This window comes from Nonomuraea sp. NPDC049269 (assembly GCF_043197155.1).
In the GTDB taxonomy this organism is placed as follows: domain Bacteria; phylum Actinomycetota; class Actinomycetes; order Streptosporangiales; family Streptosporangiaceae; genus Nonomuraea.
Genome location: NZ_JBICSO010000009.1, coordinates 150,072 through 165,780, shown reverse-complemented (window position 1 = coordinate 165,780; position 15,709 = coordinate 150,072). Strand labels below are relative to the sequence as shown.

Here is a 15,709-nt window from a genome sequence, read left to right as displayed (position 1 = left end):
TGTCGCCAGGGCGGGTAAGGGGACCGACATGACGACCACGCCTCCGGTCAACCCCGAGACCGTCTTCACCTACGGCGCGCCTCAGCTGAAGTTCGGCAACGGCGCCGCCGACGAGATCGGCTTCGACCTCAGCCGGTACGACGGCGTCCGGCGCGTCCTGATCGTCACCGATCACGGCGTCGCCGCCACCGGCACCCCGCATCGGATCGCCGATCAGATCCGCGGCCACGGCCTCGACGCCCAGGTCTACGACCAGGTTCACATCGAACCGACCGACGCCAGCCTTGACGCCGCCATCGCGCACGCCCGCGCCGGCGGCCCCTGGGACGCGATCGTCGGCGTCGGCGGCGGGTCCAGCATCGACACCGCCAAGGCGATCAACTTGATGCTCACCAACCCCGGCGAGCTGATGGACTACGTCAACGCCCCGGTCGGGCTGGGCAGAGCCCCGGTCAATCCGCTCAAGCCGCTCATCGCCGTACCCACGACCACCGGAACCGGCGCGGAGAGCACCACCATCTGCGTGCTCGACGTGCTGTCACTCCAGGTCAAGACCGGCATCAGCCACGCCAGGCTGCGCCCCGCGCTCGCCGTCGTCGACCCCGACCTGACACTGACCCAGCCCGCGCAGGTGACCGCCTCAGCCGGCATGGACATTCTCTGTCACGCGGTCGAGAGTTACACCGCCCGCTGGTACACCGGCGGCGAGCGTAAACGCCCTGAGCAGCGCGTGCCCTACTGCGGCGCGAACCCGATCTCCGACATGTGGGCCGAGCAGGCCATGCGGCTGCTGTCCAGGTCGTTCCGGCGCGCCGTGCGTCACGGCGACGACGCGGCGGCCCGCGGCGAGATGGCGCTGGCCGCGACGTTCGCCGGGATGGGCTTCGGCAACGCCGGCGTGCACATCCCGCACGCCAATGCCTATCCCATCGCCGGACAGGTGCGCGACTTCCACCCGAAGGGGTATCCCGGGCACGAGCCGATGGTTCCGCACGGGATGTCGGTCGCGCTCACGGCGCCGGAGGCCTTCAGGTTCACCTTCCGGGCGGCGCCGGAACGGCACCTGCGCGCCGCACGGCTGCTCGCCCCGGACCGGCGGGAACCGGCCGAGGCGGCCGAGTTCCTGCCGTCCGTCCTCATCGACCTCATGCGCGACATCGGCCTCCCCAACGGGATTGGCGCCGTCGGGTACGGCACAGGCGACATTGACGCACTCGTCGAAGGGACGATGAGACAGCAACGCCTGCTCGCGACCGCTCCGCTGCCGGTGAGCGAGGATGACGTGGCGGGCATCTTCGCCCGCTCGATCGAACTATGGTGACCCGCGTCCTGGCACCATCGGGTTGTGGTTCACGCAGACATGATCATGTCGTCTCGTTCCTTCCTCGAATACCGGGCCATGTTCGCGCTCGACGATCGCGACCTGGACGGCGTCAGTCTCGACTGCGCCGGCGGCGCCTCCGGCTTCGTCGCCGAGGCCGGGGCGATGGGCGTCCGGGCTCTGGCGGCCGACCCGCTTTACGCGCATGGCGCCACCGTGCTCGCCGAGCGTCTGTCGGCCGACCTGGAGCAGGGCAACTCCATGATCAGCGCGAACGCCGACCGGTTCGTATGGGACTGGTACGGCTCGGCCGAACGCCGCCGGGAGATGCGGCTGCGCGCCAGGAGCGCCTTCATCACCGACATCCACCGGCGGCCCGGCGCGTACCTCGCCGCCGGCCTGCCACACCTCCCGCTGGCCGAGGGGAGTGTGGACCTGGTGCTCTGCTCACACTTGCTGTTCACCTGGGCCGACCGGCTGGATCAGGAATGGCACCGGGCGGCGATCATGGAGATGAGCCGGGTCAGCCGGCGTGAGGTGAGGATCTTCCCGCTGGTCCGCATGGGCGACGGCGAGCCGGTCCCGTTTCTCGACGCGCTTCGAGCGGAGTTGCGGGCCGACGGGCTCGCGTGCGCGGTCCGCGAGGTCCCGTACGAGTTCCAGCGCGGCGCCCGCCACATGCTGACCGTCGCCAAGGGCCGCTGACTCACGCGGAGGCGGCCTGGACGAGCGCCGGTGTGCGCCGGTGAACGCCGGTGAACAAGGTGGCGCTCTCACGAGCGCTGCCTGGACTCCGTGGCGGCCCAGGCGAAGATGCCCTTCGCCATGAGGGACAGCTCGCCGGCCGCCCTGGCGGAGAACACTTCCGCGCGTACGCGATGCACCCCCGTGTCGTCCGGAGCCGCCAGGGCGGCCATTTCCGCCAAATGCCCGGCCAGTCGCTCGTCGCCTTCGGAAAGGGCTTTGAGTGCCGCGTCCGCGAGGGCTCGGGCCCCACCCGCCAGTTCCGCGACCGATTTCGCCAGCACCGCCTCGGGGGCGGGCTTCAGCTGGGCCGGATTGCCGTCGTACCAGCCGCCGTAGAGGCGCCACAGATTGCGTACGACGAATTCCGGCTCGTCGTACCGTGCCCGCAGATAGGGCCGGTCGGCGAGCCGTTCCGGCGCTTTCACGGAGTGGACGATCTCGTCGAGTCGCGCACCCGCGTTGAGCAGTTCCAGGGTCTGCGTGATGAGCGACTCCAGCCATTCGGCCGTTTCCAGCAACGCCTGCCGGATGCGGTCGCGGCCGAAGATCGGGGCGCCGTGACCGGGAAGCATGATTTCGGCGTTCATGGCGGCCATCCGGTGCAACGCGTGCACCCATTCCCGGGGATAGCGCTGCGCCTTCTGCGGGTTGCCGCAGTTGGGCGTCACCCAGATGAACAGGTCTCCGGGCAACAGCAGCCGGTGTTCGCGTACGTAGCCGATGGTCCCGTCGTCGGTCTCGCCCTTGGCGTGCACGAGGTCGAAGGTGAGCCCACCGCGCCGCACGGTCAGCGCGTCCGTGTAGGTCACGTCCGGACGGCGGTAGTCGGTGGGCCAGCGGAGCCCGGCGGCCTGGAACTGCCGCTGGTTGATCACCGAGTTGTAGCCATTCGTCAGTACGTAACGCTCGAACCGCTCGACAACCGCCTGATGGGCGTAAATCGTGGCCGGCGGCCCCGATTCCTCGAACGGCCCCGTCCCGAAGACGTGATCGATGTGCCCGTGCGAGTAGAACGCGGTGGTCAGCGGGGCCCGCGTCCAGGCCCGGACGTCCTCGTGCAATTTCGCCGCCGAGAACGAGCCGCCGGTGTCGAACAGCACCAACTCGCCCTCGGTCTCGAACGCGGTCACGTTGCCGAACCCTGGCCACCAGCCAAGACCTTCGGTGATCGACTGCACGCCCTTGCCCTGCATGCCCGCGTCCACGACGCTGTCGTCCGATTCGCCGCGCCACACGCGGTCGGCGTACTCGATAATCATGGGGCCAACCCTGCTTCTAGAACCCGATTCTGGGCAAGGGTTCGCGGCGAGATTGTGCCCCTTGACGCGACCGCCGGCGGGGCGGCACCCCAACGGCCCGATCGGGTCAGACGGCGCACGTAAATGTGGCAAACGGTTCCCGATAATCCCCAATATTAGTTATTTCACTTCATCGCCGACTGCCGGGGTCATTTGTGATAACGGCTGAACGTTCTGATGTTCTCCGAGAGAATCGCCGTTATGATTCGTTGCCGAGATCGTCTGGAACGCGAGCTGACGGCACTGCTGGCGCACCATCCCAGCCCGACCGAGCTTGGTGCGGCGATTTCGCGCGCGATCACCCCTTGGGTCGCACACGACGGCTTCCGTGTGGCCGGAACGCATCCTGTCACCGGCCTTTGTTCCTTCGTATTCTTCCACCAATACCCGTGCGATCTGCTGTACCGGCAGGTGCACAACACCCATCTCGGCGACGACCCGTGCGGAGTCGCCGAGCTGGCCCGCAGACAGGTGCCGGCTGGCATGGTGTACGCCGCCGGCCGGGGGCCGGCGCGCTTCCCTCAGGCGCGGGAGATCCTGGTCCGCCACGGGGGGGGCATGGATGGCTCAGCTCTTCCCGGAGGACGTCCGGCCGCCAGAGCTGATCGCGTACGGGCTGTCGCAAGAACCCTCGCTCGTCGCCAGGGGACTCCACCGCGACCCGCAGACCGAGCGCTCGTTGATCTGCCTGCCATGCGCACCTCAAAGCGGTGTACCGCAAGACGAGCGCCGGCGGACGCGACGAACTCATCGCCGCGCTCACCGCCGGATGACACCGCACCACATTCCCATGGTTGCGCAAAGTATTCGTCTAGGTACTGTAGGTAGCGACAGTGCTGGCAGGCGTTCAGGAGGCAGCTGTGTCCCAGGAACTGGTCGAGGCGAACATCGCCGGCGTCTTCGCGGTCTTCGACAGCGACGGCGATGGCCACATCAGCGGGTCGGACTTCACATCGCGGGCCGGTCATCTCTGCGCCGCCCTGGCGCCAGAGGCCGGATCCCCCCACCACAACGCCCTTCAGTCCGCCTTCGCCGCCTGGTGGGAGCAGATCCGCGACGACATCGACAGCGACGGCGACGGCAGGGTGAGCCGGGAGGAGTTCGTCGCGGCGATGCTCTCGGGCGCGGGCCGCGACCCACGCTTCCTCGCGGTGACCGACCGGGCGACCGCCGCCGTCTTCGACGCCGCCGACAGCGACGGGGACGGCACCATCTCACGCGAGGAGTTCGCCCGCTTCTACCACGCTGTGGAGATCCCCGACGAAGCCATCTCGATCGCCTTCGACAAGCTCGACACCGACGGCGATGGCACGATCTCCCGCCAGGAGCTCATCGCGGGCACACAGGCGCTGCTGACCAGCTCGGATCCGGACGAGCCGGGGACCTGGCTGGTGGGTAAGACGCCGGCGCACTGATCGGCGCGACCTCCTGCCGGCTCGCCGGCCCTCGGCTACGGCGAGCCGCAGGAGGCCGCTACCTCAGGGAGGCAAGCCAGTCGCTGAGGATTTCGTTGACCTCCTCGCGGCGCTCCTGCTGGATCCAGTGGCCGCAGCCGTCGAGGATGTGCGAGGAGAGCAGGCCCGGCAGGGTGGCGGGATATGCCTTGATGGCGTCGGCCAGCCAAGTGGTGGAGGCGTCCAGCGCCCCGCCGATGAACAGGGACGGCTGGGTGATGGGGGAGCCGTCGAAACCGGCGAGGTCTTCCCAGTCCCGGTCCATGTTCCGATAGCGGTTGAGCGCCCCGCTCATGCCGGTCCGCTCGAACTCCGCGGCGTAGACATCGAGGTCGTCCTCACCGAGCCAGGCGGGCAGCCGATCGACGGGGAAACGGTCGCGCAGCGTCCCGCCCCGGGACACGAAGTGCGGATCGGGGGCGTCGGCGGCCGGCATGGTGTCGGCCGAGAAGGCGGCGTAGAAGCCGGCGAGCCAGCCGCGGACATCGGGTTCGATCTCGGCCTCGGCCCGCCCTGGCGCCTGGAAGTAGCTGACGTAGAACTCCTCCTCCCCGCCCATGCGCGCGAACACCTCGCTGGGCCGCGGCCCGCCGCGCGGGGCGTACGGCACGCTCAGCAGCCCGACCGCGCGGAAGACGTCGGGCCTGACCAGGGCGGAGCCGGCGGCGATGGTCGCGCCCCAGTCATGGCCCACGATCACCGCCGTCCGCTCGCCCAGGGCGCGCACCACCGCGACGTTGTCCTCGACCAGGTCGAGCATCCGGTACGCGGCCACCCCCTCAGGCTTGGCCGAGCGGCCATAGCCACGAACATCCACGGCGACGGCCCGGTAGCCGGCCGCGGCCAGCACCGGCAACTGGTGGCGCCAGGAGTACCAGGACTCAGGGAACCCATGTACCAGGAGCACCAGCGGCCCGGAGCCCTGCTCCACCAGGTGGATGCGGCCGGTGCCAGACAGGACCAGACGATGCGTCATCTCCGCGACCGGATCATGCTGCGACATCAATCCTCCAAAGCTTCGGGGGAGCCGCGGGCGTCGTGACCGGGTCGGCCCGCCGTCCGACGGCACCCACGCCAAGCATCCGGCGGCCGGTGAGAGCATCACGAATCGCGTTGCCGTATTGGCAAACCCGCTCGATACGTCACGCCGCGGCGGCCGCGGCGCGCTCGCGCTGGAAGACGCGCACGCCGGCCACCCCGAGGGGCAGGTACAGCGCGGCGAACGCGGTGCCGATCACATACGTCAGGTCGACCGGGATGAACATCATCGCGACGAAGGCGCCGAGATAGACCGCGGTCAGCCACCAGCCCACGACACCCGCCCGGGCGAGCCCGGCGCAGAGCGCGAGCAGGCCCAGGAAGGCGAACATCTCGGTCCCGCTCCACAGAGGCATGAACGCCGACCCGTCCACGGTGTCGGAGATCCGCACCGCGACGTCCATCGGGAGCTGCTGCCCGGTGACCATCCGCCACCAGTCGTCGCGCACCGCCCCGGACACGTTCAGCAGTCCCAGCGCGGTGGCCAGCACCCCGAACGCCACCGGCCACCGGCCCTTGCGGCCGCGGACCAGCCCGGGCACCGCCAGCGCGCCGAGCGCGCCGACGATCAGGCCGTAGTGCAGCAGGATCGCCGACAGCTCCGTCAGGAACGAGTCGCGGGCCAGCGAGGTGACGTAGTCGATCGTCGAGTTCGAGTCCTGGGGCGGGCACGCCATCATGCCGGCGAACATCAGCAGGGGGCTGCTGATCAGGGCGGTGCCGCCGGCGCGCCGCAGGAACCGGCTCGCCCGGTCGGCGCCTTCGGGGAGCACCTCCGAGGCGGCCGGGGCGGTGTGGGTAAGGGGGGTCATGTCGTACCTCCGTGTCGCTGGGGTGGAACGTTGCGGTGAGAACTCTTCCGCCGCGGCACCCGGTGGCGCGTCAGCCATCGCGCACCGTGATCGATCCCCGATCCGGCGGACGGCATCCGGGCCGGGTCCACCGAACGGCGGATGCCGCGGCCTGCGGCGGTCCGCCGTCCGGGGGAGTCGGCAGGCGGCGCGCCTGGTTACGATCGGTGGCCATGACGATGACCCGGCTGAGGGACGTCCGCCTCATCCCCCTGCTCGCCGGCCCGCTGATCGGCTTCCTGGCCGTGATGGAGACGCGGCTCGACGACTTCTTCGGTGCCAGCGCCACCGCCACCTGGATCTGGGGCGTTCTGCTGGGGGCCGGGGTGGTGGTCGCGGCCTGGTACCCGCTGGCCGGTACGGTCATCGCGGCCGCCTGCCTGCCGATCCCCGTGGTCGCGTTCGACGCGCCAGGAGTCGGTGGCGCGGCGATGATCGGGCTGATCGGGGTGGTGGCATGGGCCGGCTGGCGCGAGCCGCCCCGGCGTTCGGCCCTGGCGTTCTGCGCCGCGGCCGTGTCCTTCGCGAGCGCCCAGATGGTCGCCGGCCTGTCGCTGTGGGAGCTGTTCTTCATCCCGGCGATCCTGCTGCCCGGCCTGTGCATGGGGCTGCTCGCCCGCCGCAGCGGCGAGCGGGCGGCCAAGCTCGCCGAACTGGCCGCCGCTCTCGACGCGGAACGCGAGGCGAACGCCCAGGCCGCGGTCGCGCAGGAGCGTACGCGCATCGCACGGGAGGTGCACGACGCGGTCGCGCACTCGGTCAGCGTGATGACCCTGCAACTGGGCGGCCTGCGCCGGCTGCTCGACGGACGCCCGGCCGAGCAGGAGATCGTGGCCGGGCTGGAGCGGCTCGGACGGCAGACGGTGGAGGAGATGCGCGGTCTGGTCGGCATCCTGCGCGAGCACGTCGACGGCGAACGGCCGGCCCCCGCGCCGTCACTGGCCCGCGTCGGCGAGCTGATCTCGGATGTCCGCGCCGCCGGCCTGAAGGTGACCCTGGATTCCCCCGCCGAGCCGCCCCAGCTGCCGCCGGTCCTGGACCTCACCGCATACCGGGTGCTTCAGGAAGCTCTGACGAACGTGCTGCGGCACGCCGGAGAGGTGCCGACCGAGGTCACCATCGGATACACCGACCAGGCCCTCACCCTTGAGGTACGCAACGAGCCCGGACAAGCGGTGCGGCGAGTCCCCGGGCGCGGCGGCCACGGGCTGGTCGGCATGCGTGAACGGCTGGCGATGGTGCAGGGGAGCCTGCACGCCGCCGCCGAGCCGGACGGCGGGTTCGCGGTCCGCGCCCGGTTCCCCATTCCTCGCACATGGTAGGAAAAGCGGCATGACAATCTCGGTGGCGCTCGTCGACGACGAGGCGATGATCCGGGTGGGCCTGCGGCTGGTGCTCAGCAGCGAATCGGACATCGAGGTCGTCGGCGAGGCGTCCGACGGTGTCGAGGCCCTCGACCTGGTCGCGCGTACGCGGCCCGACGTCGTGCTGATCGACGTGCGGATGCCGAAGATGGACGGGCTGGAGGCGTCGCGGCGGCTCGTCCGCGACCACCCCGAGAGCAAGGTCGTCGTGCTGACCACCTTCGACGAGGACGCGCACGTCGCCGCCGCGATGCGCGCGGGCGTCAGCGGATTCCTGCTGAAGGTCGCCCCGCCCGAGCACCTGGTCGAGGCGGTCAGGACGGTGGCGGCCGGTGGCGGGCTGCTCGACCCGGCGGTGACCCTGCGGGTGATCGCCGCGTTCGCCGGCCAGCCGGATCCCGCCAGCGCCACCAGCCGGGCAGCCGAGCTGGACTCGCTCACCGGCCGGGAGACGGACGTGCTGAAGCTGCTGGCCCAGGGCCTGACGAACACCCAGATCGCCGCCCGGCTCTTCCTGGGAGAGGCGACGGTCAAGACCCACCTGTCCCGAGTCCTGATGAAGCTCGACCTGACCACGCGCGTTCAGGCGGTCGTCTTCGCCTATGAGAGCGGCCTCGTCCGCCCTGGAGAACAGGATCGCCACAGATAACCATTTGAACGAGTGAGTACTCGCTCATTATGCTCGCCCTGTGACAAAGAGGCGCAGGGTGCCGGCAATGGCGCCAGAAGACCGCCGGGCCGCGCTCATCGCCGCCACGGTTCCCCTGTTGCGTGAATACGGCACCGGCTTGAGCACCCGGCAGATCGCCGAGGCCGCGGGCGTGGCCGAGGGCACGATCTTCGGCGTCTTCCCCGACAAGGCCTCGCTGCTGCGGGCGGCGCTGATGAAGGCGTTCGACCCGCAGCCGGCGGTGGACGCGCTGGCGGCCATCGGCACGCGGACCGAGCTGCGCGCCCGGCTGCGCGAGGCCGTCGCGATGCTGCGGGCGGGCATGATCGCCAACGCCAAGCTCTCCGCCGCGCCCGGGGACCCGCTGGTCGACGACCCCGAGTTCCGCCAGCGGATGCTGGACAACCGGCGCCGGATCGGGTCGGCGCTCGCCGCCCTGGTCGCGCCCGACCGCGACCGGCTGCGCCGCTCTCCCGAGGGCGCGGCGCACCTGCTCCTCATGCTGATCGCGGTGAGCGTGTACCGCGGTTTCGGCCTGGACGGCGAGTTCGGCGACATGGACGACGAGGAGATCGTCTCCGTCCTGCTCGACGGGCTGCTCGTCCGGCCGTCCTCCACTCCTCCTACAGAAAGCCCTACGTGATGCTGCTCCGTCTTCTGCGGGTCCAGCTCAGGCCGTACGGGAAAGAGATCACGCTTGTCGTCCTCTTCCAGTTCGTGCAGACGCTGGCCACGCTCTATCTCCCCACCCTCAACGCCGACATCATCGACAACGGCGTCGTCAAGGGCGACACCGGATACATCGCCCGCATCGGGCTGGTGATGCTCGGTGTGACGCTGATCCAGATCACCTGCTCGATCGTGGCCGTGTACTACGGCGCCTGGACCTCGATGGCCCTGGGCCGGGATCTGCGGGCCGCGATCTTCCACCGGGTGCAGGACTTCTCCGCCCAGGAGGTCAACCGGTTCGGGCCGCCGTCCCTGATCACCCGGACCACCAACGACGTGCAGCAGATCCAGTTGCTCGTGCTGATGACGTTCACGATGATGGTGGCCGCGCCGATCATGTGCGTCGGCGGCATCGTGCTGGCGCTGCGCATCGACGTGGCGCTGTCGTCGCTGCTGCTCGTCGTGCTGCCCGTGATGATCGTCATCGTGGGCCTGATCGTGATGCGGATGCGGCCGCTGTTCCGCGCGATGCAGGAGCGCATCGACCGGATCAACCAGGTGCTGCGCGAGCAGATCACCGGCATCCGGGTCATCAGGGCCTTCGTCCGCGACCGGCACGAGCGCGAGCGCTTCGGCGTGGCCAACGAGCAGCTGACCGATGTGTCGCTGCGGGTCGGGCGGCTGATGGCGCTGATGTTCCCCTCGGTCATGCTGGTGGTGAACCTGTCCAGCGTCGCCGTGGTGTGGTTCGGCGGCCACCGCATCGCCGACGGGACCATGCAGGTGGGCGCGCTGACCGCGGTGATCTCCTACCTGATGCAGATCCTCATGTCGGTCATGATGGCGATGTTCATGTTCATGATGATCCCGCGCGCCGAGGTCTGCGCCGAGCGCATCGACGACGTGCTCGGCACCGAGCCGACCGTCCACCCGCCGGCCACTCCCATCATCCCGGAAAGACACATCGGCGAGCTTGAGTTGCGCTCGGTGGACTTCCGCTACCCGGGCGCGGAGGAGCCGGTGCTGTGCGACGTGAGCTTCGTGGCGCGGCCGGGCCGTACCACCGCGATCATCGGCAGTACGGGCAGCGGTAAGACGACGCTGCTCAACCTCATCCCCCGCCTGTTCGACGCGAGCGCCGGTGAGGTGCTGGTCGATGGCGTCAACGTGCGTGACCTCGATCCGGCCGCGCTCTCCCGGGCGGTCGGTCTGGTCCCGCAGTCGCCCTACCTCTTCTCCGGCACCGTCGCCTCCAACCTGAGGTACGGCAAGCCGGACGCGACCGACGAGGAGCTGTGGCAGGCCCTTGACGTGGCCCAGGCCCGAGAGTTCGTCGAGGCGATGCCCGGCGGCCTGGACGAGCCGATCTCCCAGGGCGGCACGAACGTCTCCGGCGGCCAGCGCCAGCGCCTGGCCATCGCCAGGACACTGGTGCACCGGCCCGAGATCTACCTGTTCGACGACTCCTTCTCCGCTCTCGACTACGCCACCGACGCCCGGCTGCGCGCCACGCTGGCCGAGAAGATCACCGACGCCACGATCGTCATCGTGGCCCAGCGGGTGAACACGATCCGCGACGCCGACCGCATCCTCGTACTCGACGAGGGCCGTGTGGTCGGCAGCGGTAACCACGCCGAGCTCATGACCAGCTGCCCGACCTATCGGGAGATCGTGCTGTCCCAGCTCACCGAACAGGAGGCAGCATGACTACCCAGGCACCCCCGCGCCGCCCACAGCCCAGTTTCGGCCCGGGACGGATGATGTCCGGGCCCGCCGAGAAGGCGCTCGACTTCGGCGGTTCGCTCCGCCGGCTGCTGCGGTTACTGCGTCCCGAGCGCGCGCTGCTGGGGATCGTCCTGGCCCTCGGCGCGACCAGCGTCGCGCTGAGCGTGACGGGTCCCAAGATCCTCGGCCACGCCACGGACCTGATCTTCTCCGGCATCATCGGGGCCCGGCTGCCCGCGGGGATCACCAAGGAGCAGGCCGTGGCGGGGCTGCGCGCCAAGGGCCAGGGCACGTTCGCCGACATGGTGTCGTCGATGAACGTCGTGCCCGGTCACGGCGTCGACTTCACCGCGCTGGCCATGGTGCTGGGCTGGGTGCTGGCGATCTACCTGCTGGCGTCGCTGCTCGGGATCGCGCAGTTCCGGCTGACCACGACCATCGTGCAGCGGGCGGCGTCCCGGCTGCGTGAGCGGATCGAGGCCAAGCTGGCGCGGCTGCCGCTGAGCTACTTCGACGGCCAGCCGCGCGGCGAGACCCTCAGCCGCGCCACCAACGACACCGACAACATCGCGCAGACGCTGCAGCAGACGATGAGCCAGCTCATCACGTCGGTGCTGACGGTCGTGGGGGTGCTGGTGGTGATGTTCTGGATCTCGCCGATCCTGGCGCTCATCGCGCTGGTCTCGGTGCCGCTGTCCGTCTACGTCACCACGATCATCGGCAAGAGGTCGCAGCCGCAGTTCATCAAGCAGTGGTCCTCGACGGGCAAGCTCAACGGCCACATCGAGGAGATGTACGGCGGGCACACGCTGGTCAAGGTGTTCGGCAGGCAGAAGGAGGCCGCCGAGATCTTCGCCGAGCACAACCAGGCCCTGTTCACCTCCAGCTTCCGCGCCCAGTTCATCTCCGGGATGATCCAGCCGGCGATGATGTTCATCGGCAACCTCAACTACGTGCTGGTCGCCGTGGTGGGCGGGCTCAAGGTGGCCTCGGGCTCGATCTCGCTGGGCGACGTGCAGGCCTTCATCCAGTACTCGCGGCAGTTCAGCCAGCCGCTGACCCAGGTGGCCGGCATGGCGAACCTGGTGCAGTCGGGTGTCGCCTCGGCCGAACGGGTCTTCGAGCTGCTGGAGGCTCCCGAGCAGTCCGAGGAGCCCGCCAAGCCCGCACGACCCGAGCAGGTCAGGGGCCGCGTGGCGTTCGAGAACGTGTCCTTCCGCTACACGCCGGACCGGCCGCTGATCGAGAACCTGTCGCTGACCGTGGAGCCCGGCCAGACCGTGGCCATCGTCGGCCCCACGGGAGCGGGCAAGACGACGCTGGTCAACCTCATCATGCGCTTCTACGAGGTGACCGGCGGCCGGATCACGCTCGACGGCGTCGACATCGCCGAGATGTCCAGGGAGGAGCTGCGCGCCAACATCGGCATGGTGCTGCAGGACACCTGGCTGTTCGCCGGCACGATCGCGGAGAACATCGGCTACGGCGCGGAAGGCGCAACGCCCGAACGGATCGAGGCCGCCGCGGAGGCCGCCCACGTGGACCGCATCGCGCACACGCTGCCCGACGGCTACGACACGGTGATCGACGAGGAGGGCGGCGCGACGGTCAGCGCGGGAGAGAAGCAGCTGATCACGATCGCTCGGGCGTTCCTGTCCGAGCCGGCGATCCTGATCCTGGACGAGGCGACCAGCTCGGTCGACACCCGGACCGAGGTGCTCATCCAGCGGGCGATGAGCTCGCTGCGCGAGGGGCGTACCAGCTTCGTGATCGCCCACCGGCTGTCCACGATCCGCGACGCCAACCTGATCCTGGTCATGGAGAACGGGCGGATCGTCGAGCAGGGCACGCACGAGTCGCTGCTGGCCGCGGACGGCGCCTACGCCCGACTGTACTCGGCCCAGTTCGCCCAGGCGGTCGCGGAGGTGGACTAGCTCCGCACATGAATCGGTGCCCGGTGAGATCTCACCGGGCACCGATGCTCTTCTATACGGTCACGATCAGCACACGATGAAGATGCTCTGCCAGCCGACAGGTGTCCGCTGCTCCGCGTTGCGGTTGGAAGGCAGCTCGAAGTGCATCACACCCTGCGCGTTGGGCTGGTTGTACATGCGCCCTGACTGGCCGTCGCCGTACCACTTGTAGGACCCGTGGAAGGGGATGTTGGACACCCCGCACGCGTCGAGGACGACGGACCTGCCGGTGAAGCCCCGGCCTTCGTAGGCGACGTACTGCGAGGCGTAGGCGGCACTGGCGGTGAGCGCGATGATTCCGGCGGTCAGGGCGGGGACGAGGAGAATTCTTTTCACAATGCTCCTTGAGTGCAAGTTCTGCTCGGCGAGCTGGGCTCACCGCAGGACGTCACCCATCATGTACGGAAAGTAATCACCACGACACTTACCGTGACGGCAGGCTGTGCTCGCCTCAGCGATACCACGCGGCGCGGAGGGCCTCGATCTCTTCGGGGGCGCTCTCCCGGGCGATGTACGGGATGTCGAGGATGTGGCGGCTGCCGGGCAGCTTGGCGCGGACCACAGCGGCGTCCTGGAGGACCTGCGCGTAGACGGAGGCTCCGTCCATGCAGAACACGTCGATGACCGCCACCCGCCCATCGAGGGCCTGCCGCAGGTTGCCGGGGTTCAGGTCGATGCCGTCCCACCAGGGCGTCCGGGCCCGAAACTCGGCGTCGACCGCGGCGGCGGCCTGCCGCACGTCGGCCAGGGCCACGTCGCCTTCGCCCGCGCGCCACTGGCGGGCGACCTCCTCGGCCCGCACCGTCTCGAGCGGTGCCAGGAATTCCAGCACGGCCAGCGTGCCGCCACCGTCCAGCGGGCTGTCGACGGCGACGCGCGGCAGGTAGGGGTTACCGCGCCGGCGGCGACACAGTTCGAGGAAGGCGGCGTAGGCCGGATCGAACGGACACACCCTGGCCGCCCAGAGCCCGTCGGGAGAGCGCAGACCGATCGCCCAGTCGCCGACGCCGCACGGCGTCCAGCCCGCCAGCACCAGCTCGGCGGTGGCCTCGCGGTGAGTCATCGAAGGCCACGGCACGTCGGGGAGCACGGGCGCAGCCTACGAGATCCGCCCGGCCGAACGCACCCGGGTTTTCGGCCCGGCCGCACCGGAACACCGCTACACGCACGACCGGTCAACCCGTCCGACCAGCCCTTTGACGACTCGGAACCGGACGCCGCCCTCCACGCCCTGGAGATCTTCAACGGCATCCGTCCTGTGCGGCAGCGCCGAAACATGGTCGCGGACCAGATCATGGAATCGGTACCGGCAGGGGGCGGACTCCCGCAGGAGATGGACGTCCAGCAGCTGGTCCAGCAGCCGTCTCGCCCGCACCACGGTCGTGTCCAGCGCGGCGGCGGCCTCGGCGGCGCCGAACTCGGTGCCGACGTGCGAACCCAGCAGCCGATACACACGTCGCTGCTCCTCGGAAAGCCGCTGATAGGACAGGTCCAGGGCGGCGCCGACGCTGTGCGGCCCGGCCGTCAACTCGGCCAGCCGATCATCCGTCAACCGGTGCAGCAGATGCCCGGCGCTCCAGGTGGAACGCGCCTGAAGCTGGACGGCGGCGATGCGGATGGCGAGCGGGAGCAGCCCGCACCGCTCCACGATCTCCACCAGGACGGTCGCCGGCGCATCCGCGACCCGCTCCTTCCCGGACGTGCGGGTGAACAGAGCGACCGCCTCCTCCGGCGGCAGGACATCCAGCGACAGGGTCCGGGTGTCGTCCAGGCCGATCAGCCGGTGCCGGCTGGTGACGATCAGCCCGCAGCCCGGGCCGGCCGGAAGCAGCGGGCGGACCTGGTCTTCGTCGGCGGCATTGTCCAGCACGATCAGGACTTTGCGATCGGCCAGCACGCTGCGATACAACGCGGCGCGGTCATCGAGGTGCTCGGGGATGTACTCGTCAACGACGCCGAGTGTGCGCAGGACGCGGGCGAGCGCGTCACCTGGATAGACGGGTGACATTCCCTCGGTATGGCCATGGAGGTCGACGAACAGCTGCCCGTCGGGAAAACGAGACGTAAGACGATGGGCGGCATGAACGGTCAGTGCCGTCTTACCGACTCCGGCCATGCCGTCAATGGCGACGGCCGTCATCGTGTTCGCATTTTCGTAGTAATCTGCCAATGCCATCAGTTCACGCCGTCGGCCCACGAATTCCGTCACGCCGGCCGGTAGTTGTCGCGGAATGGGTGGTGGGCCGGTCACTGCCGGATCGTCGCGTTCGGCGGAAGCCGACGGACCGCGAGCCACGGCGACCAGGGTCGCGCGCTCTTCACCGTCCAGCCCCAACGCCTCCGCCAGCAGCAGGATCGACCTGGTACGCGGCTGCTGGAGTCCGTCGTGTTCCAACCGGCGAACGGTCCGGACGTTCAGGCCGGCCCGTTCGGCCAGTTGCTCCTGGGTCAGCAACGCCCGCTTCCGCCACGTGCGCAGCAGCGTTCCCAAAGAGAAATCGGCGTCGGGACACCGTATGACTTCGGCCGGCCGGGAAGCGGCTCCGGGCTCATCAGGTTGGATAAGGTCGTCCTTACGTCTGCACGCCTTTGGAGGTCT

At 69.5% G+C, this 15,709-nt stretch carries 15 protein-coding genes; 8 read left to right on the top strand and 7 right to left on the bottom strand.

The genetic code is table 11. The annotated features are described in order from the left end of the window. Window positions 1–28 precede the first annotated feature (28 nt). Together ACGFNP_RS43935 and ACGFNP_RS43930 are read left to right on the top strand one after the other, a co-directional pair. Complete coding sequence (locus ACGFNP_RS43935; protein ID WP_393328903.1) at window positions 29–1,321, top strand: hydroxyacid-oxoacid transhydrogenase; 1,293 nt, start codon at window positions 29–31, stop codon at window positions 1,319–1,321. 24 nt (window positions 1,322–1,345) lie between these two features. Then, window positions 1,346–2,026, top strand: a complete 681-nt coding sequence (locus ACGFNP_RS43930) for a methyltransferase (RefSeq protein ID WP_393328901.1) — start codon at window positions 1,346–1,348, stop codon at window positions 2,024–2,026. A gap of 68 nt (window positions 2,027–2,094) precedes the next feature. Here ACGFNP_RS43930 and ACGFNP_RS43925 read toward each other — a convergent pair whose 3' ends face one another. Further along, window positions 2,095–3,327, bottom strand: coding sequence for an alkyl sulfatase dimerization domain-containing protein (locus ACGFNP_RS43925; protein WP_393328899.1), 1,233 nt, complete (start codon window positions 3,325–3,327; stop codon window positions 2,095–2,097). Window positions 3,328–3,486: 159 nt separating this feature from the next. Next, window positions 3,487–3,915 (bottom strand): hypothetical protein, encoded by a 429-nt coding sequence (locus ACGFNP_RS43920; protein ID WP_393328897.1) that lies wholly within the window; start codon window positions 3,913–3,915, stop codon window positions 3,487–3,489. Window positions 3,916–4,226: 311 nt separating this feature from the next. Between ACGFNP_RS43920 and ACGFNP_RS43915 the strand changes: the two genes are divergently transcribed. After that, on the top strand, window positions 4,227–4,781 hold the full coding sequence (locus tag ACGFNP_RS43915; RefSeq protein WP_358323689.1) for an EF-hand domain-containing protein: 555 nt from the start codon (window positions 4,227–4,229) through the stop codon (window positions 4,779–4,781). A 58-nt stretch (window positions 4,782–4,839) separates the two neighbouring features. Here the strand turns inward: ACGFNP_RS43915 and ACGFNP_RS43910 are convergent, their stop codons facing one another. Both ACGFNP_RS43910 and ACGFNP_RS43905 read right to left on the bottom strand, forming a co-directional pair. After that, window positions 4,840–5,823 (bottom strand): alpha/beta fold hydrolase, encoded by a 984-nt coding sequence (locus ACGFNP_RS43910; RefSeq protein ID WP_393328895.1) that lies wholly within the window; start codon window positions 5,821–5,823, stop codon window positions 4,840–4,842. Window positions 5,824–5,962: 139 nt separating this feature from the next. Then, on the bottom strand, window positions 5,963–6,670 hold the full coding sequence (locus ACGFNP_RS43905) for a hypothetical protein (RefSeq protein ID WP_358323684.1): 708 nt from the start codon (window positions 6,668–6,670) through the stop codon (window positions 5,963–5,965). A gap of 212 nt (window positions 6,671–6,882) precedes the next feature. Here ACGFNP_RS43905 and ACGFNP_RS43900 point away from each other — a divergent pair, with 212 nt between their 5' ends. The 5 genes from ACGFNP_RS43900 (at window position 6,883) to ACGFNP_RS43880 (ending at window position 13,071) form a co-directional block, all read left to right on the top strand. Continuing rightward, window positions 6,883–8,031, top strand: coding sequence for a sensor histidine kinase (locus ACGFNP_RS43900; protein ID WP_393328893.1), 1,149 nt, complete (start codon window positions 6,883–6,885; stop codon window positions 8,029–8,031). A 10-nt stretch (window positions 8,032–8,041) separates the two neighbouring features. Next, a complete protein-coding gene (locus ACGFNP_RS43895; RefSeq protein WP_393328892.1) occupies window positions 8,042–8,722 on the top strand; it encodes a response regulator in 681 nt (226 codons plus the stop codon). 67 nt (window positions 8,723–8,789) lie between these two features. After that, a complete protein-coding gene (locus tag ACGFNP_RS43890; protein WP_358323675.1) occupies window positions 8,790–9,386 on the top strand; it encodes a helix-turn-helix domain-containing protein in 597 nt (198 codons plus the stop codon). Further along, window positions 9,386–11,119, top strand: a complete 1,734-nt coding sequence (locus tag ACGFNP_RS43885; RefSeq protein WP_393328890.1) for an ABC transporter ATP-binding protein — start codon at window positions 9,386–9,388, stop codon at window positions 11,117–11,119. Before ACGFNP_RS43890 ends, ACGFNP_RS43885 begins: the two co-directional genes overlap by 1 nt. Continuing rightward, window positions 11,116–13,071 (top strand): ABC transporter ATP-binding protein, encoded by a 1,956-nt coding sequence (locus tag ACGFNP_RS43880; protein WP_393328888.1) that lies wholly within the window; start codon window positions 11,116–11,118, stop codon window positions 13,069–13,071. Before ACGFNP_RS43885 ends, ACGFNP_RS43880 begins: the two co-directional genes overlap by 4 nt. Before the next feature lie 66 nt (window positions 13,072–13,137). On the opposite strand, the gene ACGFNP_RS43875 is transcribed toward ACGFNP_RS43880, so the two are convergent. The 3 genes from ACGFNP_RS43875 to ACGFNP_RS43865 form a co-directional block, all read right to left on the bottom strand. Next, window positions 13,138–13,446, bottom strand: coding sequence for a MiAMP1 family antimicrobial peptide (locus ACGFNP_RS43875; protein WP_358323667.1), 309 nt, complete (start codon window positions 13,444–13,446; stop codon window positions 13,138–13,140). A gap of 115 nt (window positions 13,447–13,561) precedes the next feature. Then, window positions 13,562–14,173 (bottom strand): hypothetical protein, encoded by a 612-nt coding sequence (locus tag ACGFNP_RS43870; RefSeq protein WP_393328886.1) that lies wholly within the window; start codon window positions 14,171–14,173, stop codon window positions 13,562–13,564. Between the two features lie 96 nt (window positions 14,174–14,269). Next, a complete protein-coding gene (locus ACGFNP_RS43865) occupies window positions 14,270–15,601 on the bottom strand; it encodes an ATP-binding protein (RefSeq protein WP_393328884.1) in 1,332 nt (443 codons plus the stop codon). Window positions 15,602–15,709 lie beyond the last annotated feature (108 nt).